The 24,069-nt window shown below is 66.6% G+C and carries 23 protein-coding genes; 13 read left to right on the top strand and 10 right to left on the bottom strand.

The features are described 5' to 3' along the window. Nucleotide 1 precedes the first annotated feature (1 nt). Entirely contained in the window at nt 2-964 is a 963-nt protein-coding gene (locus tag ACFWFP_RS31640) for a metallophosphoesterase (RefSeq protein ID WP_101464816.1), read from the bottom strand. A 122-nt stretch (nt 965-1,086) separates the two neighbouring features. Here ACFWFP_RS31640 and ACFWFP_RS31635 point away from each other — a divergent pair, with 122 nt between their 5' ends. Continuing rightward, on the top strand, nt 1,087-1,551 hold the full coding sequence (locus tag ACFWFP_RS31635) for a GatB/YqeY domain-containing protein (protein ID WP_378994328.1): 465 nt from the start codon (nt 1,087-1,089) through the stop codon (nt 1,549-1,551). Between the two features lie 50 nt (nt 1,552-1,601). Here ACFWFP_RS31635 and ACFWFP_RS31630 read toward each other — a convergent pair whose 3' ends face one another. After that, nucleotides 1,602-3,980, bottom strand: coding sequence for a penicillin-binding protein (locus tag ACFWFP_RS31630; RefSeq protein WP_379301212.1), 2,379 nt, complete (start codon nt 3,978-3,980; stop codon nt 1,602-1,604). 372 nt (nt 3,981-4,352) lie between these two features. Between ACFWFP_RS31630 and ACFWFP_RS31625 the strand changes: the two genes are divergently transcribed. Then, the gene (locus ACFWFP_RS31625) at nt 4,353-4,676 is read left to right on the top strand and encodes a WhiB family transcriptional regulator (RefSeq protein ID WP_056821932.1); all 324 of its coding nucleotides are present in this window, start codon (nt 4,353-4,355) and stop codon (nt 4,674-4,676) included. Between the two features lie 113 nt (nt 4,677-4,789). Here ACFWFP_RS31625 and ACFWFP_RS31620 read toward each other — a convergent pair whose 3' ends face one another. Continuing rightward, the gene (locus ACFWFP_RS31620; RefSeq protein ID WP_379301210.1) at nt 4,790-5,923 is read right to left on the bottom strand and encodes an ArsA family ATPase; all 1,134 of its coding nucleotides are present in this window, start codon (nt 5,921-5,923) and stop codon (nt 4,790-4,792) included. After that, complete coding sequence (locus ACFWFP_RS31615; RefSeq protein WP_379301208.1) at nt 5,920-6,957, bottom strand: ArsA family ATPase; 1,038 nt, start codon at nt 6,955-6,957, stop codon at nt 5,920-5,922. The genes ACFWFP_RS31620 and ACFWFP_RS31615 overlap by 4 nt, the downstream gene beginning before the upstream one ends. 59 nt (nt 6,958-7,016) lie before the next feature. Here ACFWFP_RS31615 and ACFWFP_RS31610 point away from each other — a divergent pair, with 59 nt between their 5' ends. The 3 genes from ACFWFP_RS31610 to ACFWFP_RS31600 are packed head-to-tail and all read left to right on the top strand — an operon-like array spanning nt 7,017 to nt 8,458. Then, nucleotides 7,017-7,178 (top strand): DUF4177 domain-containing protein, encoded by a 162-nt coding sequence (locus tag ACFWFP_RS31610; protein ID WP_101464811.1) that lies wholly within the window; start codon nt 7,017-7,019, stop codon nt 7,176-7,178. Between the two features lie 2 nt (nt 7,179-7,180). Continuing rightward, complete coding sequence (locus tag ACFWFP_RS31605) at nt 7,181-7,654, top strand: RidA family protein (protein ID WP_379301206.1); 474 nt, start codon at nt 7,181-7,183, stop codon at nt 7,652-7,654. A gap of 9 nt (nt 7,655-7,663) precedes the next feature. Then, nucleotides 7,664-8,458, top strand: a complete 795-nt coding sequence (locus tag ACFWFP_RS31600; protein WP_379301204.1) for an MBL fold metallo-hydrolase — start codon at nt 7,664-7,666, stop codon at nt 8,456-8,458. 170 nt (nt 8,459-8,628) lie between these two features. Here ACFWFP_RS31600 and ACFWFP_RS31595 read toward each other — a convergent pair whose 3' ends face one another. Both ACFWFP_RS31595 and ACFWFP_RS31590 read right to left on the bottom strand, forming a co-directional pair. Continuing rightward, on the bottom strand, nt 8,629-9,303 hold the full coding sequence (locus tag ACFWFP_RS31595) for a Crp/Fnr family transcriptional regulator (protein WP_040703546.1): 675 nt from the start codon (nt 9,301-9,303) through the stop codon (nt 8,629-8,631). 134 nt (nt 9,304-9,437) lie between these two features. Beyond that, nucleotides 9,438-9,680 (bottom strand): hypothetical protein, encoded by a 243-nt coding sequence (locus ACFWFP_RS31590; RefSeq protein WP_056821920.1) that lies wholly within the window; start codon nt 9,678-9,680, stop codon nt 9,438-9,440. Between the two features lie 245 nt (nt 9,681-9,925). Between ACFWFP_RS31590 and nth the strand changes: the two genes are divergently transcribed. The 4 genes from nth to ACFWFP_RS31570 are packed head-to-tail and all read left to right on the top strand — an operon-like array spanning nt 9,926 to nt 13,206. Then, entirely contained in the window at nt 9,926-10,606 is a 681-nt protein-coding gene (gene nth, locus ACFWFP_RS31585) for an endonuclease III (protein ID WP_379301305.1), read from the top strand. Beyond that, a complete protein-coding gene (locus ACFWFP_RS31580) occupies nt 10,603-11,247 on the top strand; it encodes a TlpA family protein disulfide reductase (RefSeq protein WP_379301202.1) in 645 nt (214 codons plus the stop codon). Before nth ends, ACFWFP_RS31580 begins: the two co-directional genes overlap by 4 nt. Before the next feature lie 40 nt (nt 11,248-11,287). Then, complete coding sequence (locus ACFWFP_RS31575; RefSeq protein WP_379301200.1) at nt 11,288-12,016, top strand: NUDIX hydrolase; 729 nt, start codon at nt 11,288-11,290, stop codon at nt 12,014-12,016. Beyond that, nucleotides 12,013-13,206, top strand: a complete 1,194-nt coding sequence (locus tag ACFWFP_RS31570; protein WP_379301198.1) for a MarP family serine protease — start codon at nt 12,013-12,015, stop codon at nt 13,204-13,206. The genes ACFWFP_RS31575 and ACFWFP_RS31570 overlap by 4 nt, the downstream gene beginning before the upstream one ends. A 316-nt stretch (nt 13,207-13,522) precedes the next feature. On the opposite strand, the gene ACFWFP_RS31565 is transcribed toward ACFWFP_RS31570, so the two are convergent. The 4 genes from ACFWFP_RS31565 to acs form a co-directional block, all read right to left on the bottom strand. Beyond that, nucleotides 13,523-14,527, bottom strand: coding sequence for an alpha/beta fold hydrolase (locus ACFWFP_RS31565; protein WP_379301196.1), 1,005 nt, complete (start codon nt 14,525-14,527; stop codon nt 13,523-13,525). Nucleotides 14,528-14,582: 55 nt separating this feature from the next. Then, on the bottom strand, nt 14,583-15,071 hold the full coding sequence (locus ACFWFP_RS31560; protein ID WP_379301194.1) for a phage holin family protein: 489 nt from the start codon (nt 15,069-15,071) through the stop codon (nt 14,583-14,585). After that, the gene (gene nhaA / locus ACFWFP_RS31555; RefSeq protein ID WP_379301192.1) at nt 15,068-16,297 is read right to left on the bottom strand and encodes a Na+/H+ antiporter NhaA; all 1,230 of its coding nucleotides are present in this window, start codon (nt 16,295-16,297) and stop codon (nt 15,068-15,070) included. The genes ACFWFP_RS31560 and nhaA overlap by 4 nt, the downstream gene beginning before the upstream one ends. 147 nt (nt 16,298-16,444) lie before the next feature. Next, nucleotides 16,445-18,403 carry an acetate--CoA ligase gene (gene acs / locus ACFWFP_RS31550; RefSeq protein WP_379301190.1) on the bottom strand — a complete coding sequence of 653 codons (1,959 nt, stop codon included), beginning with the start codon at nt 18,401-18,403 and terminating at the stop codon, nt 16,445-16,447. Nucleotides 18,404-18,791: 388 nt separating this feature from the next. Here acs and ACFWFP_RS31545 point away from each other — a divergent pair, with 388 nt between their 5' ends. The 4 genes from ACFWFP_RS31545 to ACFWFP_RS31530 all read left to right on the top strand — a co-directional run bounded on the left by ACFWFP_RS31545 (nt 18,792) and on the right by ACFWFP_RS31530 (nt 23,993). Next, nucleotides 18,792-20,390, top strand: a complete 1,599-nt coding sequence (locus ACFWFP_RS31545) for an ABC transporter substrate-binding protein (protein WP_379301188.1) — start codon at nt 18,792-18,794, stop codon at nt 20,388-20,390. A 63-nt stretch (nt 20,391-20,453) separates the two neighbouring features. After that, nucleotides 20,454-21,380 (top strand): ABC transporter permease, encoded by a 927-nt coding sequence (locus ACFWFP_RS31540; protein ID WP_379301186.1) that lies wholly within the window; start codon nt 20,454-20,456, stop codon nt 21,378-21,380. Beyond that, on the top strand, nt 21,373-22,302 hold the full coding sequence (locus ACFWFP_RS31535) for an ABC transporter permease (RefSeq protein WP_379301184.1): 930 nt from the start codon (nt 21,373-21,375) through the stop codon (nt 22,300-22,302). Before ACFWFP_RS31540 ends, ACFWFP_RS31535 begins: the two co-directional genes overlap by 8 nt. Then, nucleotides 22,299-23,993 (top strand): dipeptide ABC transporter ATP-binding protein, encoded by a 1,695-nt coding sequence (locus ACFWFP_RS31530; protein WP_379301182.1) that lies wholly within the window; start codon nt 22,299-22,301, stop codon nt 23,991-23,993. Before ACFWFP_RS31535 ends, ACFWFP_RS31530 begins: the two co-directional genes overlap by 4 nt. The last annotated feature ends 76 nt before the right edge of the window (nt 23,994-24,069 follow it).

The following is a 24,069-nucleotide window of genomic DNA, read 5'->3' as shown; positions in this document are numbered from 1 at the left end:
CCTAGCGGGCTACGGCCTCCGAGGTCGAAATGCCGAAGCCGGTGTCGGCGGACGGCCGCTTGGGCTGGGCGCCGACCAACGTGAGCAGCGTGGCCTCGGGGCGGCAGCAGAAGCGGTAGGGCGCCCACGGTGAGGTGCCGATGCCGGCCGAGACGTGCAGCTGGGTGTGCTCGCCCCACTGCGAGGCGCCCTTCACCCGGGACTTGTCGATGCCGCAGTTGGTGACCAGCGCGCCGTAACCGGGAACGACCAGCTGCCCACCGTGCGTGTGACCGGCCAGTACCAGGTCGTAGCCGTCTTCGGCGAAGCGATCGAGCACGCGCGGCTCGGGGGAATGCGTCACCCCGATGCTGAGCTGGGCCAGCTGATTCGGTGCGCCCGCAACCGTGTCGTAGCGGTCGCGCTGCAGGTGCGGATCGTCGACACCGGCGCTGGCGATGCGGATGCCCGCCACCTCGAGGTCACGCCGGGTGTGGGTCAGATCGAGCCAGCCGCGTTCGGTGAATGCAGCGCGCAGGTCCTTCCACGGCAGCGGATCGCCGTAGACGCGACGGTGATCTTTCTTGAAATACTTCAGCGGATTCTTCGGCACCGGCGCGAAATAGTCATTCGAACCGAACACGAACAAGCCCGGTCGAGCCAGCAGCGCACCGAGGGATTGCACCACCGCGGGCACGGCCTTGGGATGGGAAAGATTGTCGCCGGTATTCACGACCAGGTCGGGTTCGAGGCGGTCGAGTTCGCGCAGCCACTGCTGTTTGAGCTGCTGGCCCGGCATCATGTGCAGGTCGCTGACGTGCAGAATGCGCAACGTCGGCGAACCGGGCGCGAGCACCGGCATCGTGGCTTCGCGCAGGACGAACGCGTTCCGTTCGATCAGCGTGGCGTAGCCGATGCCTGCGACGGCGGCCCCGGCGGCTCCCAACGCGGTTCGGCGGACAGCGGACGTCGAGATAACGGGCATTTGCCCAGCATAGGCGACCCCCTCCCGGATCGGCGCGTGTGTTTCCGCACAAACGGTCTGGAATTTTCGCTGCGACGAAAATGTGATGGGACTGCGCAGAGCGAACGACTACGGTAAACCGCATGTCGGAACTGAAAGCCAAGCTGCGCGCGGATATGACCACCGCGATGAAAGCCAAGGACAAACTGCGTCTCGCGACCCTGCGGATGCTGCTCGCCGCTATCCAGACTTCCGAGGTCTCCGGTACGGAGGCGCACGAACTCTCCGATGCCGATGTCGTGTCGCTGTTGCAGAAGGAAGCGAAGAAGCGCAACGAGGCGGCCGTGATCTACGAGCAGAACGGTCGCGGTGAACTGGCCGCGAACGAGCGGGCCGAAGAAGAGATCATCGAGGAGTACCTGCCGACCCAGCTCAACGACGCCGAGGTCGCGCAGGTCGCCGACACCGCGATCGCGGAGGTGGCCGAGCAGCTCGGTGAGCGTCCGGGAATGAAGCAGATGGGTCAGGTCATGAAGGCGGCCACCGCGCTGGCCGATGGCAAGGCCGACGGTTCGCGGCTCTCCGCCGCGGTCAAGGCCCGGCTGTAGAAACGAGCAAAGGCCGCCGTCCGAATCGGACGGCGGCCTTTGCCGTGTGACTAGCGCGGCACCGGGATGGGGATCGGTGGCAGGCGCGGAATCTGCGGCAGCCCCGGAATCACCGGTGCGGGCGCGGCGGGCGGGGGTGTCGTCGGCGCGGGCACCCGGACGGTGCCGTCACTGATGTAGATCGTGACCACCGAGCCCGGAATGGCCGACCCGTTCGGCGAACTGCCCATCACCGTGCCCTTGGCCTGTGAACCCGCGCCCGTCACCGCGGAGACCTGGAAGCCGGCGCCGGACAGGATCGAGGTGGCCTCGCCCTGCGACTTGCCCGCCACATCGGGGACCTGGCTGTTGTTGGCGCCACGGACGTATTTGTCGTCCACCGGCGGCAGACCCGGCGGTGGGAACCGGTCCATCAACGGTTTGATGGCGTTGAACCAGGTGCGGGCCGGTTCGTTACCGCCGAACAGGCCGGAGGCATCGCTGGCGCCGCAGTTGCGCAGCGGGAACGAGCAGATCTCGCCGGGGGTCGGGCTGTCGCCGTAGACGTAGACCGAGGAGGCCAGCGCGTTGGTGAAGCCGAGGAACGCCGAGGAGCGGTGGCTCTCGGTGGTGCCCGTCTTACCCGACATCGGTGCCGCCCACCCGGCCGCGCGCGCGGCGCCCGCGGCGGTGCCGCTGATGTCGTCCTTGCTCATCGCGTTGGCGAGGGTGTTGGCCAGACCCGGGTCGACGACCTGCTCACAGGCCTGCTGGGTGAGCGGAACGGTCTTGCCGGCGCGGTCGACGACCTCCTTGATCGGCGAGGGCGGGCACCACTTGCCGCCCGAGCCGAGCGTGGCGGCCACGTTCGACAGTTCGAGCGGGTTGATCGCGAACGGGCCGAGGGTGAACGAACCCATGTTGTTGTTCTTGATGTGGTCGGCCAGGCTCGAGTTGCCGTGCCCGGACGTGCCGGGGTTGGTGTAGGACCGCATACCGAGGCGCACGGCCATGTCCACCGCGGCCGAGACGCCGACGTCCTGGATCATTTTCACGAAGGTGGTGTTGGGGGAGGTCGCGAGCGCGTCGGTCACCGACATCGACCCCGGGTAGTTGCCTGCGTTCTTGACGCACCACGAGTCGGCCGGGCAGCCCGGCGAGTTCGAGTAGCCCATGCCCCTGGCGGCGTAGGTGCCCGGTACATCCACCTGGGCGGCGATGCCGAGGCCCTTCTCCATCGCGGCGGCGGTGGTGAAGAGCTTGAAGATCGAGCCCGCGCCGTCACCGGCCATCGAATACGGCTGGCCGAGCAGCGTCTCGTTGGCGTCGCGGTTGAGGCCGTAGGTGCGGCTCGACGCCATCGCGAGCACGGGGTGCGAATCCTGACCGGGCGCGATCACCGACATGACCTCGGCGATGTTGTCGAGGTTGGGGTCGGCCTGCTCGTTCACCGAACGCTTCACCGATTCCTGCAGCACCGGATCGAGCGTGGTCTTGATCAGGTAGCCGCCCTTGTCGATCTGCTCGCGGCTGATCCCGGCCTCGGCCAGGTACTGCAGTGCGTAGTCGCAGAAGAAGCCCTTGTCGTTGGCGGAGATGCACCCGCGCGGCAGGCCCTTGGGTTCGGGCAGCACACCGAGCGGTTCGGCCTTGGCCTTGCGGAACTCCTCGGCGCGGTGCGGGATGTTCTGGATCAGCGTGTCGAGCACGGTGTTGCGGCGGTCGGTGACGCCGGGCACGTTGGTGTAGGGGTTCAGCTTGGAGCTGGACTGCACCATGCCCGCCAGCATCGCCGACTGGGTGATGCTGAGCTGGGAGGCGTCGATGCCGAAGTAGGTCTGCGCGGCGTCCTGGATCCCGTAGGAACCGTTGCCGAAGGGCACCAGGTTCAGGTAGCGGGTGAGGATCTCGTCCTTGGACAGCTCGCGGTCCAGCGTGAGCGCCATCCGGATCTCGCGCAGCTTGCGCGCCGGTGTCGTTTCGATCGCGGCGCGGCGTTCGGCGTCGGTCTTGGCGACCACGAGCAGGTTGAAGTTCTTCACGTACTGCTGGTCCAGCGTGGACGCGCCCTGCTGCACGGCACCGGAGGAGGTGTTGGTGAGGAACGCGCGCAGCGTGCCCTGCCAGTCCACGCCCTTGTGGTCGGCGAAGCGCTTGTCCTCGATGGACACGATCGCCAGCTTCATGTTGTTGGAGATCTTGTCGCTCGGCACTTCGAAGCGGCGTTGTTCGTAGAGCCACGCCAGCGGCGACCCGTTCGCGTCGACCATCGTCGATACGGCGGGGACCGTGCCCTCCACCAGTTCGGCGGACACATTGTCGACGGCGTCGGCGGCGCGGTTGGAGATGAACCCGAATCCACCGGCCAAGGGGAACAACAGCCCAGCGACAAGCACGGCGGCCAGCGCGCAGCTGCCGGCCAGCCTCGCGAGCGTTTGAGTGATCGGCACGATCCCAGACTAGAGGGTGGGGTGGTGAGGTTCACGGCTGTGCTGCTCGACGGGGAATGTCCGGGCGGTGCCAGGGGGGTTGCTCGGGCGTGTCAACAAAATGATCACATCGGCGTGTCGCGACCGGCCACGCCGGTGATCAGCACTACTGCGGGGTTCTGACCCGATTTGAATGGACGCCCGTACCAAAAAATCGGGGGGCGGTCTTGCGTAACCGCCATACCTTTACCTAGATTGAGAACCCAGTGTGATAGAGCTAACACTCAAAGTGGAATGTGGTGCGGGCCGCAGCGGTAGTTGGGTTGCTGTGATCCGCGCTCGCGATTCTGGAGCGCCGCACAACGGTGTTCGGACTGCAAAGGGGCACATCAAATGCACATCACAACCCCCATCGCTCGACTGGATGTAGAGCAGGCCGAGGCAAGGATCGCTTGGGTTGCCCAGGCGCGATGCAAGGAAGTGGACCCTGATCAGCTGTTCGTTCGCGGTGCGGCACAGCGCAAGGCGGCAACGATCTGCCGTCACTGCCCGGTGCTGATGCAGTGTGGTGCTGATGCCCTCGACAATCGCGTCGAGTTCGGTGTGTGGGGCGGGATGACCGAGCGGCAGCGGCGTGCGCTGCTCAAACAGCATCCCGACGTGACGTCGTGGGCTGAATTCTTCAACGCCCAGCGCCAGCACCAGGTGGCTATCTAGCAGACGAGACCGGACCGTTATCACAAACGGCGCCGAGACCGCGTGGTTTGCGGAATCGGCGCCGTTGGTGAGTGTTACCGGATTGTGAGCTATAGCGGATTTGTCTGAATCGATCAGGCCGAAGCCGGGGTGCCGGTCAGCTGATCGCCGACGGCGCGCAGTGCTTCGAGATCGGAAACCTCGAAGGGCAGCGCGGTCACCGAGACGATCTTCACCCGCGGATGCGCGCCGGTGAAGCGGTGCAGCAGTCGCCGCTCCCGCGCCGCCGTCGACACCCGATCGGCGTGGATGCGCAGCACCGACGCGGTCAGCGGGTTCGCATCGGCCAGCTGGTCGGCGGCAGTCAGCGCGTGATCGCCGGACAGCTCCGACAACGCGGGATGGGTCCGGTTCAGCACCAGACCGGCCAGCGGCATCTTCTCGGTCGACAAGCGGTCGACGAAGAACGACGCCTCGCGCAACGCGTCCGGCTCCGGCGCGGCGACGACGAGGAAGTGGGTGCCGGGCTTGGACAGCATCGCGAAGGTGCGCTCGGCCCGGTCCTGGAACCCACCGAACAGCGACTCCAGCGACTGCAGGAACGTCGAGGCGTCCTTGAGCATCTGCCCGCCGACGATCGTCGACACCCCGCGCATCGCCAGGCTCATCGCCCCGGTGACGATCCGGCCGACACCGCGACCCGGCGCCATGATCAACCGGATCATCTTGCCGTTGAGGAAGGTGCCGAGCCGCTTGGGCGCGTCGAGGAAGTCGAGCGCGTTGCGCGAAGGGGGAGTGTCGACCACGATCAGGTCCCACTCCTTGCGCGCGGCCAGCTGGCCGAGCTTCTCCATCGCCATGTACTCCTGCGTGCCACCGAACGACGACGCCACCGTCTGATAGATCGGATTGGCGAAGATCTGCTCGGCCTTGTCCGCGCTGGTGTGCTCGAGCACCATGTCGTCGAAGGTGCGGCGCATGTTCAGCATCATCGCGTGCAGCTCACCGGGTACTTCGGGACCGAGCTCCACGCGCTGTGGAGTGTTGTCCAGTTCGGCCACCCCCAGCGACTGCGCCAGCCTGCGCGCCGGATCGATGGTCAGCACCACCACCTTGCGACCCGATTCGGCCGCACACAGCGCGATCGAGGCCGCGGTGGTGGTCTTGCCGACCCCGCCGGAGCCGCAGCACACGATCACGCGGGCACTCGGGTCGGCGATGATCTGCGAGACATCCAGCGCGGGCGGGGTGGAAACGTGCTCGCTCATCGGACTCCCTGCGCGGATAGCTGTTCGGCCAGTTCGTAGAGGCCACCCAGATCGATGCCGTCGCCGAGGGCGGGCAGGGACAGCTGGGGGACGTCGATCTGCGCCAGTTCGGCGGCACTCGCGTTCTGCGCGGTCAGCACAGTCGCATGGTCGACCGTTTCGGCGATCAGGCCGTCGAAGTCCGATTCGGACAGGGTGATGCCGGCCTTCGCCAGGTCGGCGGCGATCGCGGTGGTGTCGAGCTCGCCCGCCACGGCCGCGTCGCGCTGGGCCGGGGTGAGTTCGGCGGTGGCCGCCCGGTTGACGATCACCGTGCCGATCCGCAGATCGTCGGCGGTGAGTTCGGCGATCGCGTCGGCGGTCTCCTGCACCGGCAGCGCCTCGAGCAGCGTCACCAGGTGGATCATCGTCTGATCGGAGTGCAGCAGATTGGACACCCCCTCGGCCTGCGAGGCGATCGGACCGCCCTTGGCGATCTCGGCCATGGCCGTGGTGACGTCGAGGAAGCCGGCGATCCGGCCGGTCGGCGGTGCGTCGACGACGATGTCGTCATAGGCGGGCCTGCCGTCCTTGCCCACCCTGACCACGCACTCTTTGATCTTGCCGGTGAGGATCACATCGCGCAGACCGGGCGCGATCGTGGTGACGAACTCGATGGCGCCCATCCGGCGCATCGCCCGCCCCGCGAAGCCGAGGTTGTAGAACATGTCGAGGTATTCGAGGAACGCGTACTCGATGTCCAATGCCAGCGCCGTCACCTCGCCACCGCCGTCGGCGCTGGCGATATGGGTCTCGGTGGGCGGCAACGGTGGCCGATCGAACAATTGCGCGATGGACTGGCGGCTCTCGACCTCGACCAGCAGCACTTTGCGTCCCCCTGCGGCGAGCGCGAGTGCGAGTGCGGCCGAAACGGTCGACTTGCCGGTGCCTCCCTTGCCGGTCACGTAGTGCAAGCGGGCCTTGGCCGCGCGCTGTGGCCATCCGGTCGACGGTTCGGGAACCGACGAAACCGGCTCTGCTGTTGGTGCTCCCACGTCGCCGAGCCTATAACCCGTTTCTCCCAGGCGTTCGGGGTGAGCCCTAAACTCACACCATGAGTGAAGTCACCCTGTGGGAGTACGCGACCGTGCCGCTGTTGACGCACGCGACGAAGCAGATCCTCGACCAGTGGGGGTCCGACGGCTGGGAGCTGGTCTCGGTGCTGCCCGGACCGACCGGCGAACAGCACGTCGCCTACCTGAAGCGGCAGAAGTAGCCGTGGCCACCGCGTGGAAGGACGCGCTCGACCGGCTCGGTGTCACACTGCCGCCGGTCGCCGCTCCCGTCGCGGCCTACATCCCCGCCGTGCGCACCGGTTCGCTGGTGTACACCTCCGGCCAGCTGCCCTTCGTCGACGGTGAATTGTCGGCGGTCGGCAAGGTCGGGGCCGAGGTGGATGTGGAGCAGGCCAAGGAGGCCGCCCGGCTGTGCGCGTTGAACGCGCTCGCGGCCGTGCACGATCTGGTCGGGCTCGACCAGGTGGTGCGGATCGTGAAGGTCGTCGGATTCGTCGCCTCGGCGCCCGGATTCAGCGATCAGCCGATCGTGATCAACGGTGCGTCGGAGTTCCTCGGTGAGGTGTTCGGTGAAGCGGGCGTGCACGCGCGCTCGGCCGTCGGCGTCTCGGAACTGCCCAAGAACACGCCCGTCGAGGTGGAATTGATCGTCGAAGTGGACCAAGAAGTCGGATAGGCAGCCGTCATGGCACTGGAACATCCCGCGTACAGCCAGGTCAGGCCGGTCACCCCGACGGCATCGGTACTACTGGCCGACAACCCCAATCAAATGACGCTCGACGGCACCAACACCTGGCTGCTGCGTGGTCCGGACAGCGATTCCTACGTGGTCGTCGATCCGGGACCGAAGGACAAGAAACACACCGCCGACATCGTCGAGGCCACCGGCGGCCGGATCGCGCTGACGCTGATCACCCACCACCATCACGATCACACCGGCGGCATCGATCACCTGGTGAAGGCCACCGGGACGCCGGTGCGATCGGTGGATCCGGCGTACCTGCGTGGCGCGGTCGTGCCGCTGGTCGACGGCGAGGTGATCGAGGCCGCGGGCCTGCGGATCACGGTGCTCGGCACGCCGGGGCACACCACCGATTCGGTGAGCCTGCTGCTCGACGACGCGGTACTCACCGGTGACACGGTTCTCGGCCGCGGCACCACGGTGCTCGAATCCGCGCCGGGGGCGTTGGCGAACTTCCTCGCGTCGCTGGAAAAGCTGCGTGAGCTGGGCGCGGGTAAGGCATTGCTGCCCGCGCACGGGCCCGACCACCCCGACGCGGCGCCGGTGGCCCAGTACTACCTCGACCACCGGCGTGAGCGGCTCGACCAGGTGCGGGCCGCGCTGGTGGAACTGGGTTCCGACGCGGGCGCGCTCGCCGTGGTCCGCAAGGTATACGCCGACGTGGACAAACGGCTGTGGCCCGCCGCGCGCAGTTCCGTCCAGGCGCAGCTGGAATACCTGCGGGCCGAGCAGAACTGAACACCGCTCGATCGCCGACGCGTGTGCCGGGTCGGCGATCGAGTGATGTCCGGCCTGGAACGGCCGATGTCCCGGCACGACGAAACCGCGCCGGTGTGGACGAGGCCCTCTCCTCGTGAGCCCACACACAGCGACGGTCCCGTCATACCGGGACAGCAGATGTTCGAACGTCAGCGAGCGCGACGTGCCAGACGCTCGGAATCCGAGATCAGCACGCTCTTGCCCTCCAGGCGCAACCACCCGCGATGCGCGAAGTCGGCGAGCGCCTTGTTGACGGTTTCCCGGGAAGCACCGACCAGCTGGGCGATCTCTTCCTGGGTCAGGTCGTGGGTCACGCGCAGCGCGCCCGCTTCCTGGGTGCCGAAGCGCTGTGCGAGCTGCAGCAGCGCCTTGGCGACGCGACCTGGCACGTCGGTGAAGATCAGGTCGGCGAGGTTGTTGTTGGTGCGGCGAAGGCGTCGTGCCAGCACGCGCAGCAGCTGCTCAGCGATCTCGGGGCGCTGATCGATCCACGACTTGAGTGCGTCGCGGTCCATCGTCACGGCGCGGACCTCGGTGACCGTGGTCGCGGTCGAGGTACGCGGGCCAGGATCGAAGATCGACAGTTCACCGAACATGTCGGACGGGCCCATGATGGTCAGCAGGTTTTCCCTGCCGTCCGGGGACCGCCGGCCGATCTTCACCTTGCCCGTCGTGATGATGTACAGCCGATCGCCGGGTTCGCCCTCGTTGAAGATGACGTGGCCGCGCGGAAAATCTACGGGCTGCAGCTGCTTGGCGAGCGCGGCCACCGCGGTGGGCTCGACGCCTTGGAAGATGCCTGCTCTGGCGAGGGCCTCGTCCACGAATGTGCTCCTTATGGGATATGGCTTGCGAACCTGGTCGAGCGAATCGACCAACCGCGCAGTCTACGCGGCATTCCGGCACCGCAGTGACAGACACCACGTAAAGAGTGGATTGCGCGTTGAGAATCGATCGTTTAGCTCGCCCGTGCGACATCCAATTCGGAGGTACGGGAACGGCGCTTGCGCACGCGCGCCACGGCGGCGGGCAGGCCGAGCTTCGTCAGCTCTTTCACTTCGGCGTTGCTGGCGTTGTCCAGGTACTGCTGAACCTCTTCGTCGGGTTCGAGAAGCTTTCGGAGCCGATTCTCGACCCGCTCCATCCCCAGCGCGAACAGCATCAACAGCACTGGGAAGAGCACCACAGCGAGTCCTTGCATGACTGGCAGTAAACACGGTCCAGGTCTCAGATGGAACACAGCGGGCAATCTGGCCCGGCAATGTTGTCGTAGTGGTTCCGTATGGTGAAGCGGTGCCCGTTTCCCCTGCCCCCGCCGCCGCCGGCGATGCCGATCCGGCAGCGGATTCGGCCGCTGTACCCACCGGCATCTCGACTGCCCGCAAGCGCAAGAACCGTGCGATAGCTGCGGAAACGCGGATCGGACTGGTCCGGCGCGCCCGCCGGATGAACCGCACGCTCGCCGCGGCGTTCCCCGGCGCGCACTGCGAGCTCGACTTCACCACCCCGCTCGAACTCGCGGTCGCGACGATCCTGTCCGCCCAGTGCACCGACGTCCGCGTGAACCTCACCACTCCCGCTCTGTTCTCGAAGTACCGCAGCGCCCACGACTACGCGCAGGCCAACCGGGTGGAGCTGGAGGAATACATCAGGCCCACCGGCTTCTACCGGAACAAGACCAGTTCGCTGATCGGCCTCGGCCAGGCGCTGGTCGAAAAATACGACGGTGAGTTGCCTCACACTCTGGACGAATTGGTGAAATTGCCCGGGATCGGGCGCAAGACGGCCAACGTCATCCTCGGCAACGCGTTCGATGTGCCGGGTATCACCGTCGACACCCATTTCGGCCGGTTGGTGCGCCGCTGGAAGTGGACCGACGAGGAAGATCCGGTCAAGGTCGAGCACGCGGTCGGCGCGCTGTTCGAGCGCAAGGACTGGACGATGCTCTCGCACCGGGTGATCTTCGAGGGGCGTCGGGTGTGTCATGCGCGCAAGCCGGCCTGCGGCGCGTGCATGCTCGCCGACGACTGCCCGTCGTTCGGGCTCGGCCCGACCGACCCGGCGGTGGCCGCGGGGTTGGTGAAGGGCCCGGAGCGCGATCACCTGCTGAACATGGTCGGCCTGTGAGCGAAGCCTCGCTGCTGCGGCGGCCCGCTGTGCGCTGGGTGCTCGCCGCCGTGATCTTGGTCGTCGCGGCCACGGTGGCGCTGTGGCCGCGTGGGGGTTCGGAGACCACCGGCATCGTGGCGCAGACATCGCGACAGCCGTCGGGCGTGTCGGCCGAGGAACGAGCGGCAGCGGGCTCGCAACCCTGCCCGTCGCCCGCGTCGGCGACCGGGTCGGGGCCGCTGTCCGGTCTCCAGGTGAGCTGTCTGGCGGACGGCAAGCCTGTCGATCTCGCCGCCGCGCTCGCCGGGAAGCCCGCACTGCTCAATCTGTGGGCCTACTGGTGTGGACCCTGCGCCACCGAGCTGCCGCATCTGCAGGAATTCGCGCAACGGGCGGGCTCGGCGCTCACGGTCATCACCGTGCACAGCGATCCCGACGAGGCGAAGGCGCTGTCGCGGCTGACCGGACTCGGCATCACCTTGCCCGGGGTCGAGGATCCGCAGGCCGCCGTGCGCAGTGCGGTCGGTGCGCCCGCGGTGCTGCCCGTCTCGGTGCTCGTGCGGGCCGACGGCACCATCGCGAGCGTGGAGGTGCGTACGTTTGCCGACGTGGCCGACATCGCGGATACGGTATCCGCGAAGCTCGGGGTCACGGTATGACAGAGGACGTAACAGTGGCGTGCGGATCGAAGGCGATGGCGTGAACGATGTAGCGAGGCTCGACGATTCCGGCGTTCCCTCGTGGTTGCGCACCGCGATCAGATCCGGCGGCCCCGACGCCGCCGACACTCTCGCTACGTCCCGTGCCCTGCGCCGGGCCATGTCGATCACCGGCAGACCGCGCCAGGCCGCTGTCCTCGTGCTGTTCGGTGGCTCGCCCGACGCCGACGACTCGGCGCCCGGCGGTCTGCCCGCCGACGCCGACGTCCTGCTCACTCAGCGTGCCTCGACCATGCGCCAGCACCGCGGCCAGATCGCGTTCCCCGGTGGTGCCGAGGATCCCGGCGACGACGGCCCGGTCGGCACTGCCCTGCGCGAAGCCGCGGAGGAGACCGGGCTCGATCCGGCCGGTGTCGAGCCGTTCGCGCTGCTGCCGAAATTGTTCGTTCCGCCGTCGAAATTCGACGTCACTCCGGTGCTCGGCTACTGGCGGGCGCCCAGCGAGGTCCGCGTCGTCGATCAGGGCGAAACCGAGCGTGTCGTGCGTGTTCCACTGAGCGAATTGCTCGATCCGGCACACAGATTCATGGTGCGTGGCAGTCTCGGCTACCAGAGCCCCGCGTTCCAGGTCGACGGCATGCTGGTGTGGGGACTCACCGGCGGTATTCTCGCCGGCATCATCAAATCCGCTGGGTGGGAACGAAACTGGGATCGGGGCGACGTGCGTGACCTGGAGAGCTCGCTGGCTGCGGTCGGAATGACCCTGTGACCGCCTCGGTATGGCTCGACATCGCGGTGGTCCTGATCGCGCTGGTCGCGGCGTCCACCGGCTGGCGACAAGGGGCGGTGGCGTCGGCGCTGGCGTTCTTCGGCGTCGCGCTGGGCGCGGTCGCGGGCATCCTGATCGCACCGCACATCCTCAAACACCTCAGCGAGGGCCGCAGCCGGGTACTCGGCGGCATTTTGCTGATCGTGCTGCTGGTGATCGTCGGTGAGGTCGCGGGCATGGTGCTCGGCCGGGCCGCGCGCACCAGCATCCGCCAGCCGGTCGCGCGCAGTGTGGACAGTGTTGTGGGCGCGGTGTTGCAGGCGGTGACCGTGCTGGTCGCGGCCTGGCTGCTCGCGTTGCCGCTGGCCACCGCGTCCCAGCCCGCTGTCGCCGCCGCGATCAACGGGTCGAAGGTGCTCGCCGACGTCAATTCGGTCGCGCCGGACTGGTTGCGCAAGGTTCCCAACGAATTCTCCAAGCTGCTCGACACCTCGGGCCTGCCCGATGTGATCGGCCCGTTCGGCCGAGCGCCGATCGCCGCCGTCGAACCGCCGGATCCCTCGGTGCTGGCCAGCCCCGTGGCGGCATCGCTGCAGCAGAGCGTGCTGCGCATCCGCGGCACCGCACCCAGTTGCCAGCGGGCGCTCGAAGGTTCCGGCTTCATCGTCGCGCCGGAACGTGTGATGACCAACGCGCACGTCGTCGCGGGCACCAACACGGTGTCGGTCGACACGGCACGCGGCGCGCTCGACGCCACCGTGGTCCTGTTCGATCCGTCCAAGGACATCGCGGTCCTCGCCGTCCCCGGTCTGACCGCACCGGTGCTGCCCCAGGCGCCCGAGCCCGCGAGTTCGGGCGAGAGCGCGATCGTGCTCGGCTACCCCGGTGGCGGCCCGTACACGGCCAGCGCGGCCCGAGTCCGCGAGACCCTCGACCTCACCGGCCCGACCATCCACCGCGACGGCACCGTCGAACGTGAGGTCTACACCGTGCGCGGCCAGGTCCGGGCGGGCAACTCCGGCGGCCCGCTGGTCGACGCCGAGGGCCAGCTCCTCGGCGTGGTCTTCGGCGCGGCAGTCACCGACGACGACACCGGCTACGTCCTCACCCTGAACGAGGTCGCCTCCGAACTGGCCGCAGCCGCCCCGAGCAGCACCCCCGTCAACACCGGCGCCTGCGTGCTGAGCTGATCACCCAGTCCCGGGCAACCTGCGGCTGGTCACCCAATCCCCGGGCAACCCCCGGCTGATCACCCAGGCCACGGGCAACCCCCGGATCGTCGACGAACGCAGCACACAGCCTGGGCCCGGTAGTCCCGGTATGTCAGTACCCAAAGGGGCCCGCCCCGATCTGGACTGACCGAAGGGTGCGACGAAGGAGTACCCGTAGGGAGGGAAGATCGGGGCCTCAGGGGCCCCGCTCGAGCGCGCCAGCGCTCCAAAAACACAGCCTCCAGCTAACCCGGACCCGGTCGAACCCGATAGGTCTCTACAAGCGATTCCGAACCTACGGCGAAACCAAGTCATCGTGAGGCGGCGACCCGTTCACACCGTTCTGCTCGCGCCAGTGCGCGGTCAGCGCCTCGTTGACCCGGCTGGGGTTCTCCTGATGGGCGTAATGCCCCGCACGCGGAATCGAGACCAACGTCCGATGGGGCGATAACGACTCCCCGCGCCGGAACGTGGCGTCGAGCAGATACGAATCGTGCTCGCCACGCAGCATCAGCACCGGGATGTCGATCGGGGTGCGCATCGTGGCCATGAACCGCTTACCGTCCGGCCGCCACTGGCTGCGAAAGGCCCAGCGCTGATACTCGAGCGCACTGTGCGCGGCCCCCGGTATCCGGATGGCGTGCCGCATCCGCGACGCTGTCTCGACGAATTCCGCACTGCGCGACCAGGATTCACCGACCCGATCGTGCAGCAGCCGCTCCACCTCGGCGCCGCCACGCCGGGTGAGCAGGTTTTCGGGATAGCGCGGCAGCTGGTACCGCAGGAAATCGGGCAGCCAGGTCGCCCGCTGCGCCGGATCTCGCAGCACCGCGCTCTTGAGCGCGGCGGGATGCGGCGAGCTGATCAACGCGATCGAGCGGACCAGTCGCGGATGCAGCACCGCGGTGGCCCAGCAGACCAGTCCGCCTTCGGCGTGGCCGACGAGCGTGGCCTCGGTGTGCCCGAGCGCCCGGATCAGGCCGGCGATGTCGCCGGCGAGGGTCCAGCCGTCGTAGCCACGCGGTGGTTTGTCGGTATCGCCGTAGCCGCGCAGGTCGACCGCGACGGTGCGATACCCGTGGCCGGCGAGCGCGGTGAGCTGATGCCGCCACGACCACCAGAAATCGGCGAAACCGTGCAGCAGCAGCACCAGGGGCGCCTCGGAGCGGTCCGTACCGTCGGGTTCGTCGGTGACTGCCTCGACGACGTGGAAGCGGATTCCGTTGGCGTGCACGTCCCGGTGGGTCCACGGTCCGTCGAAACGGACGCTGGAGGGATCCGGGAATGAGTTGGACGACACGCCGATCGAGCCTAGTGGGCGGGTCCGGCTGTTGCGACCGGGCCCGCCCGGCGCGTCATCGGTTGCTCGACTTCTCCAGCGAAGCGTGCGCCTCACGGTGGGTGAACGCCGCGGGCAGCACCTCGGCGGACTGCTTGAGCGAGTCGATCGTCTTCTCCGGTGCGCGCACCTTCCTCACCTTGAGCCAGCCGAACAGTGCCAGCAAGACGGTGGTGAGCACCATCAGCAGGAACACGATCAGGAACGCGGCCCAGCGCCACAGCCACATGTCGAGCAGCTCGGCGACGAAGAAGAAAAAGAAGAACGAGCTGAACAGCAGCACCACCAGCGCGAGGATGAAGAAGACGCTGCCGGTGAGGCCCTTCTTGATCTCACCGGTGACCTCGGCCTTGGCCAGCGCCACCTCGGCGCGCACCAGTGTCGACATCTGTTCGGTGGCATCGCGCACGAGGCTGCCGATGCTCGCCGATCCGGGCGGATTGGCGTCGGTCAACGGGATCGAAGTGACCGTCCGACCGTCATTTCCGCCTTGGGTGTAACTCACTTCGTCGACCCTTCTCCCTGTGGTAACTGGTCTGCATCGCGGCGCGCCTGGTGCACACGTCCTCGGCGCAACAGTAGCGCCGATCCGATCAGCGATGCTGCCATCGAGGTCACCAGAACGGCGGCCTTGGCAAGATCGATGGCATCGTCGCCGACGTCGGCGAGCGCGAGTTCCGCCACGAGAAGGCTAACGGTGAACCCGATCGCGCCGAGTACCGACAGGGCGAACATGTCGCGATACTCCAGTCCGGCTGGGCGTTTCGCCCAGCCGAGCTTGATAACGACCCAGCTCACACCGAAGATTCCGATGGTCTTGCCGAGCAAGAGCCCGAGGATGATCGCCAGCGCGAGCCGGTCGGTGAACAGCGATCCGAACACGGCGCTGTCGAGCGGCACACCGGAGGCGAACAGCGCGAACACCGGTACGCAGAATCCGGCCGAGATCGGTTGGACCACATGCTCGAGGTGTGTCGCGGGCGCGATCTTCTCGCCGGGATCCTTACGCACCCTGGTGAGCAACCCGAGTGCGACGCCGGCCAGCGTGGGATGGATGCCCGCCTCGTGCAGCGCGTACCAGCACACCAGCGCGACCGGAACGTAGAACAGCGGTGTGTGCAGCCGCAGCTTCTGGGCCAGTGCCCACGCGCCGCAGCAGGCGAAGGCGGCGGCCAGCCACAGCAGCGACAGCGAGGCGGTGAAGAGCACGGCGATGAGAACGATGGCGAGCAGATCGTCGACCACGGCCAGGCTCAGCAGGAACACCCGCGCGCTGGTGGGGATCCGCGAGCCGGTCATCGCGAGGATCGCGAGGGCGAAGGCGATATCGGTGGCGACGGGAATGGCCCAGCCCTTGTCCATGCCCGGGACGCCGTGGCCCACTACCAGCGCGATCACGGCGGGGGTGATCACACCGCCCACCGCGGCGATGACCGGCAGCGCGGCTCGTTTCGGATCGCGCAGCTCGCCGACGGCGAACTCGCGTTTGAGCTCGAGCCCGGCGACGAAGAAGAAGATCGCGAGCAGCCCGTCCTTGGACCAGTCGGCCAGGGTGAGGTCGAGGTGCAGTGCGGGAATGTCGAGGTGGGTGTCGATCATCGTCTGATAGCTCGCGCCCCACGGCGAGTTCACCCAGATCAGGGCCACCGCGGCAGCTACGAGCAGCAACGCGCCGCCGACGGTTTCGGTGCGGAGGTAGCGGGTGAGCTCGGAGCGGACGCGTGTGATCAAGGGCAAGCCTTCCGGCAGGGGTCGACTGGACTGCGGGCGCTCATCGATTCGGATTCACGACCGCATGCCGACCAGACTTCCCGGCACACCTCTACGCGATCTTAACGGACCCGGCCGGTGACATCGGAGGTCACCGGCCGGTGCGCGTCAGTTGCTCCCGGTGCGAATGGCCTCGAAAACGCCCGGATCGACCAGCGTGGAGGTGTCGCCGAGTTCGCGTCCCTCGGCGACATCGCGCAGCAGCCTGCGCATGATCTTGCCGCTGCGGGTCTTGGGCAGCTCCGGCACGATGTGGATCTCGCGCGGTCTCGCGATCGGGCTGATCTCCTTGGACACCTGCGCCTTCAGCTCGGCGACCAGCTCGGGCCCCGCCGATGCCGCGGCCTCGCCGGTGAGGATCGTGAACGCGACGATCCCCTGCCCGGTGGTCGCGTCCGTGGCGCCGACCACCGCCGCCTCGGCGACGGCGGGATGCCCGACGAGCGCGGACTCGACTTCGGCGGTGGAGATGCGGTGTCCGGAGACGTTCATGACGTCGTCCACCCGGCCGAGCACCCACAGGTCGCCGTCGGCGTCGAGCTTGGCGCCGTCGCCCGCGAAATACCACCCCTGCTCGGCGTAGCGCTCCCAGTAGGTGGCCCGGTAGCGATCCATATCGCCCCAGATGCCGCGCAGCATCGACGGCCACGGCTTGTCCAGCACGAGGTAGCCGTTGGCCTCGGTCTCACCGAGCTGCACCGGCTTGCCCTCTTCGTCGACGACCGTCGCGGAGATGCCGGGCAGCGGGCCCATCGCGGCGCCCGGTTTGGCCGCGGTGACGCCGGGCAACGGCGCGATCATGATGGCGCCGGTCTCGGTCTGCCACCAGGTGTCCACGATCGGAGTCTTGTTCGCGCCGAATACTTCTCGGTACCAGCGCCAGGCTTCGGGGTTGATCGGTTCGCCGACGGAGCCGAGCAGTCGCAGGGTGCTCAGGTTGTGGGTGTCGGGGATTTCGCGGCCCCATTTCATGAAGGTGCGGATCAGGGTGGGTGCGGTGTAGTAGATGGTGACGCCGTACTTCTCGATGATCTGGAAGTGGCGGTGTTCGTCGGGGGAGTTCGGGGTGCCTTCGTAGACGACCTGGGTGGCGCGGTTGGCGAGGGGTCCGTAGACGATGTAGCTGTGTCCGGTGACCCAGCCGATGTCGGCGGTGCACCAGTAGACGTCGTTTCCGGCTTTGTGGTCGAAGACGTTGTGGTGGGTGTAGGCGGTTTGGGTGAGGTATCCGCCGGTGGTGTGCAGGATGCCCTTGGGTTTTCCGGTGGTGCCGGAGGTGTAGAGGATGAACAGCGGGTGCTCGGCGGGGAAGGGCTGTGCCTCGTGCGAAGGCGATGCGGCGGTGACGGTTTCGTGCCACCACAGATCGCGTCCGTCGGTCCACGGCACTTCCGTGCCGACCCGGCGCACCACGAGCACGTGCTCCACCGACGACGGCACGTCGCCCTTGGCGGCCAGTGCCTCGTCGACGGCCTCCTTGAGCGGTGCGGGCTTGCCGCGGCGCCACTGACCGTCGGTGGTGATGATCAGTCGGGCCTCGGCGTCGTCGACCCGCTGGCGCAGCGCGCTCGGCGAGAATCCCGCGAACACCACCGAGTGGGTGAGTCCCAGCCGCGCGCACGCCAGCATCGACACGATCGCCTCGGGCACCATCGGCATGTAGACGGCGACGCGATCGCCTGCCTCGAGTCCGAGCTCGGTCAGATAGTTCGCCGCTCGCGAGACCTCTTCCAGGAGTTCGCGGTAGGTGATGTCACGGGAGTCGCCGGGTTCGCCTTCCCAGTGGACAGCGACCTGGTCGCCGTGTCCGTCGATGACGTGGCGGTCGACGCAGTTGTAGGCGACGTTGAGTTCACCGTCGCCGAACCAGCGCGCGACCGGCGCGTCGGTCCAGTCGAGTACCTCGGTGAAGGGTTTGTGCCAGTGCAGCCGGTTGGCCTGTTCGGCCCAGAAGCCGTCGCGGTCGGTCTCGCCGCGCTCGTAGAGCGTGGCGTCCGCGTTGGCGGCGGCGGCGAATTCCGCACTGGGCGGAAACGAGTCCTGGTGTCCTGCAGCAGTTTCGGTCACGTCGATTCAGCCTCACATGCCTGGTGCGGTCGGGTCGGTCGCCGGGGTGCGGCCCCGCTGTCTAGACAGTAGCCAACAGACCCTCGACGGCGTGTCCCGTTGTCGTGTCGATGTTTCGCTGCGGTCAATAGGGCTAGTTCATCCGATGACTTCGCCGGACAGACCGGACGGTCGCGAGCTATCGTTTTTACTCAACGGTTCAGCTGAGCGTTACCGATATTTGTTCATATTTTTCTGCCGAGGGCGAGGGGCTCGGTAATTCTTCCTGCGTTTCCAGCGAGTAACCGTACTGATACATGTGAACTGAAAATGGCTCGGATCGCTGAAAAATCCAGCCGGAGCCGCTAACCTCCGACCGTTAGCCACGGAATTGAACCGGGAGAGAGCGTTGAGATTCATCAGAGCGACCGCGCTGGTCGCGGCGGGACTGGCGGCCACAAGCCTCGGTCTCACCGCGTGCTCGTCCGACGACAGTGCTGATTCGAGCATCGTCACCACCAATGCGGGCGAGCCGCAGAATCCGTTGGTGCCCAGCAATACCAACGAGAACATGGGCGGCCGCGTGGTCGACCGTTTGTTCGCCGGGCTGAAGTACTACGACGCCAACGGTGAGGCCCACGACGAGGTGGCCGAGAAGATCGAGACGGCCGATCGGAAGTCGTACAAGATCACCATCAAGCCGAATTGGAAGTTCACCGACGGCACCACGGTCACCGCGAAATCGTTCGTCGACGCGTGGAACTACGGCGCCCTCGCCGACAACGCGCAGCTGCAGAGCTACGTGTACAGCCCGATCGCCGGGTTCGACGAAGTGAGCGCCGAGAATCCCGCCGTCAAGACGATGTCGGGCTTGAAGGTCGTCGACGACCGCACCTTCACCGTCGAGTTGAAGTCGCCCTCGATCGACTTCGAGAGCGCGCTCGGCTACGCGCCGTTCTATCCGCTGCCCGACGCCGCTTTCAAGGATATGAAGGCATTCGGTGAGAAGCCGATCGGTAACGGTCCCTACGCATTCGGTTCGTGGGAACACAACGTCAAGATCGATCTCACGCCCAACCCGGACTATCCCGGTGGCCGCCCGGCCAAGAACAAGGGCCTCCGGTTCGTGATGTACCAGTCCTACGACACCGCGTACGCGGATCTGCAGGCCGGGAATCTCGACACCCTCGACACCATTCCCGACAGCGCGATCACCACGTACCAGAGCGACCTCGGCGACCGCGCGATCACCAAGCCGACCGCGCAGAACCAGCACATCGGCATCCAGACCACCGTGCCGCATTTCGGTGGCGAGGAAGGCATTCTGCGTCGCAAGGCCATCTCGATGGCGATCAACCGCCCGCAGATCATCGACAAGATCTTCAACGGCACGCGCACGCCGTCGCGCGACTTCACCGCCGCGACCCTGCCCGGCTACGACGCGAAGCTGCCGGGTTCGGAGGTGTTCGATTACAACCCCGATCAGGCCAAGAAGCTGTGGGCGCAGGCCGACGCGATCTCGCCGTGGTCGGGTCAGTACCAGATCACCTACAACAGCGACGGCGGCCACCAGGCCTGGATCGAAGCCGTCGCCAACAGTGTGAAGAACACCCTCGGCATCGACGCGGTCGCCAACCCGATGCCGACGTTCAAGAACATCCGTGACGCGGTGAACGCCAAGACGATCGGTACCGCGTTCCGCTACGGCTGGCAGGGCGACTACCCGACGATGATGCAGTTCCTCGGTTCGCAGTACTACAGCTTCTCCGAGACCAACAACGTCAACTACAACAATCCCGAGGTGGACCGGCTGTTCAACGCCGCCCTCGCCGCCCCGACACAGGCGGATTCCTACAAGCTGATCGCGCAGGCGCAGGCGATCATGATCAAGGAGATGGCCGACATCCCAGTGTTCGACTACGTCGCCAACGCGGGTCGCTCGGACAAGGTCACCAAGGCCGAGCTCACCTGGAACGGCCTGTTCGACTTCGAGAACATCGAGAAATAGAACTCGACAGCTGGGCCGGGTCACTGTGCGGTGGCTCGGCCCCGGTCGTTTTCGGAGGAAGCGATGGCTTGGTACGTAGTTCGGCGTCTGCTCCAGATGATCCCGGTATTCCTGGGCGCGACGCTGCTCATCTATGCAATGGTCTTTCTGATTCCGGGTGACCCGATCAAGGCGTTGGCCGGCGAGAAACAGCTGACGCCGGCCGCCGAGGCTGTACTGCGCGCCCGATATCACCTCGATCAGCCTTTCATCGTGCAGTATCTGCATTACTTGAAGGGAATTCTCACCTTAGATTTCGGCACCTCGTTCTCGGGTCGACCGGTCCGCGAAGAACTCGAACGCGCCTTCCCGATCACCATCAGGCTTGCATTTCTCGCCGTGTTTATCGAAGGTTTGTTCGGAATTTTGTTCGGCATGATCGCCGGATTGCGAAAGGGCAAGCTCTTCGATTCGACCATGCTCATCGCGAGCCTGGTGATCATCGCGCTGCCGGTGTTCGTCGTCGGTTATCTCGCACAATTCTTTCTCGGTGTGAAATGGGGGATCGCCCCGGTGACCGTCACGGGTAAAGCGAGCCTGAGCGAGCTGATCGTGCCCGCGTTCGTGCTCGGGTCGCTGTCGTTCGCCTACGTGCTGCGATTGACCCGGAACTCGGTGGCGGAGAACAAAACCGCCGATTTCGTTCGCACGGCGACGGCGAAGGGACTCGGTCGGCGTCGCGTGGTGTCGGTGCACATTCTGCGGAATTCGATGATTCCGGTCGTCACCTTTCTCGGCGCCGATTTCGGTGCGCTGATGGCGGGCGCGATCGTCACCGAGGGCATCTTCAACATTCCCGGCGTCGGCGGCACCATGTACCAGGCGATCATCCGCGGCGAGCCGCCCACAGTGGTGTCGTTCGTGACGGTGCTGGTGGTGGTGTTCCTGATCGTCAACCTCGTGATCGACCTGCTCTACGCCGCACTGGACCCGAGGATCCGCTATGCATGACAAGCAACAGCATTTCGTGGCCCCCGCCGACGAGGTGGAGGTGCTCGCCACCGACCGTGTCCTGGACAAGGGCACCCCGACCAGCATCTGGGGCGACGCGTGGCGGCGACTGCGCCGAAACCCCGTGTTCGGAGTCTCGGTGGTGTTGATCGTGTTCGTCATGCTCGTGGTGGTGTGGCCGTCGCTGTTCACCAGCCAGGACCCGCGGTTGTGCCTGGGCGAGTTCGGTATGGACGGCCCGCGCGAAGGTCATCCCTTCGGATTCGACAAGCAGGGCTGTGATGTCTACGCGCGCACCATCTACGGCGCGCGTGCGTCGGTGAGCGTCGGCATCGCATCGGCGATGCTGTTCCTGCTGGTAGGTGGCATCCTCGGCGCGATTTCCGGCTTCTACGGCGGGCTGCTCGACACGATCGTCTCGCGCATCGCCGAGATCTTCTACGCCATTCCGATGGTGCTGGCCGCGATCGTGCTGCTGCAGCTGCTGCGGCCCGCCGGGATCATGACGGTCGTCGCGATCCTGGTCGCCTTCACCTGGCCGCAGGCCGCGCGCATCACGCGTGGCGCGGTGATCGAGGCCAAGAACAGCGAATATGTCACCGCCGCGAAGGCACTGGGCGTGTCGCGACTCGGCACCCTGATGAAGCATGTACTGCCCAACTCGGCGAGTCCACTGATCGTGGTCGCCACGATCTGGCTCGGCGTCTTCATCGTCACCGAGGCGACGCTGTCCTATCTCGGCGTCGGCCTGCCGCCGAGCATCGTGTCCTGGGGCGCCGATATCGACCGCGCCAAGACCGAGATCCGTACCTCGCCGATCCTGTTCTATCCGGCGACCGCGCTGGCCATCACGGTGCTGAGCTTCATCATGCTCGGCGACGCGGTGCGCGACGCGCTCGATCCGAAGGAGCGCACCCGATGAGCCTCGACAAATCCGCACCGCAGCCCCTGCTCGAAATCCGGGACCTGGACGTCGGTTTCACCTCCGACGGCAAACAGATCCCTGCCGTTCGCGGCGTGAACCTCACCGTCTACCCCGGGCAGACCGTCGCCATCGTCGGCGAATCCGGCTCGGGCAAATCGACGACCGCGCACGCCATCATCAACCTGCTGCCCGGCACCGGCACAGTGACCGGCGGGTCGATCCTGTTCGACGGCAAGGATCTGACCAAGGCATCGGAGAAGGAGATCGTCGCCATCCGCGGCAACGGCATCGGTCTGGTCCCACAGGACCCGATGTCGAACTTGAACCCGGTGTGGAAGATCGGTTTCCAGATCCGGGAAACCCTGGTGGCCAACGGTATCGCCACCGGTGACGCGGCCCGCAAACGCTCGGTGGAACTCCTGGCCGAGGCAGGTATGTCCGATGCCGAACGCCGCGTGAACCAGTACCCGCACGAGTTCTCCGGCGGTATGCGCCAGCGCGCGCTCATCGCCATCGGCCTGTCGTGCAGGCCGAAACTGCTGATCGCCGACGAGCCGACCTCGGCACTCGACGTGACGGTGCAACGCCAGATCCTCGGCCATCTCGAACAGCTCACCACCGAGCTGGGGACCGCGGTGCTGCTGATCACCCACGACCTCGGCCTCGCCGCGGAACGGGCCGAGCACCTGGTGGTGATGTATCGCGGCAAAGTGGTGGAATCCGGTCCCGCACTGCGGATTCTGCGTGATCCGCAGCACGCGTACACCAAGAAGCTGGTGAATTCGGCGCCGTCGCTGGCGGCATCTCGGATGTCGTCGTCGCGGCAGCGCGCCGAAGTGCGGGCGCAGGCTGTCGAAGCAGCCGGCGCCGACAAGGCATCCGACGCACTGCCCGACACCGTGCTCGAGGTGCGGAACCTGTCCAAGGCGTTCAAGATTCGCGGCAAGCGGCCCTGGCAGTCCGCGGACTTCGTGGCCGTCGACGACGTGAGTTTCACGGTCCGTCGCGGGACCACCACCGCGATCGTCGGTGAATCGGGATCCGGCAAGTCGACCATCGCGCAGATGGTGCTCGGCCTGCTCGAACCGACCTCGGGCACCGTGGAGTTCGACGGCAAGGACGTCGCGAAGCTGGACAGCAAGGGCGCGTTCGCCTTCCGGCGCCGGGTGCAGCCGATCTTCCAGAATCCCTACGGCTCGCTCGACCCGATGTACTCGATCTTCCGCACGATCGAGGAACCGCTGCGGGTGCACAAGATCGGTACTTCCGCCGAGCGCGAAGCGGTGGTGCGTGACCTGCTCGACAAGGTGTCGCTGCCTGCTTCGGTGCTGCGGCGCTATCCCAACGAGTTGTCGGGCGGGCAACGTCAGCGGGTGGCGATTGCCCGCGCGCTGGCCCTCTCGCCCGAGGTGGTGGTCTGTGACGAGGCGGTCTCGGCGCTGGACGTGCTGGTTCAGGCTCAGATCCTCACCTTGCTCAACGATCTCCAGGCTGAACTGGGGTTGACGTATTTGTTCATCACTCACGATCTGGCGGTTGTTCGGCAGATCGCGGACAACGTGGTGGTCATGCGTGAAGGCAAGGTGGTGGAGGCAGCCACGACGGATGAGGTGTTCGCGTCTGCGCGCGAGGGGTATACGCGGGCGTTGCTCGAGGCGATTCCTGGTCGGGGGTTGCTTACGGGGTAGCGGGGTTCGCGCGGGGTAGAGGTGTTCGGTAGTCCCAGACGGTTTGACGCTGTGTTTTTGGCGCGCTGGCGCGCGC

It is taken from the genome of Nocardia sp. NPDC060249, assembly GCF_042728755.1.
Taxonomy (GTDB): domain Bacteria; phylum Actinomycetota; class Actinomycetes; order Mycobacteriales; family Mycobacteriaceae; genus Nocardia.
The sequence above is the reverse complement of the archived record's forward strand: the minus strand, read 5'-3'. Positions and strand labels throughout refer to the sequence as shown.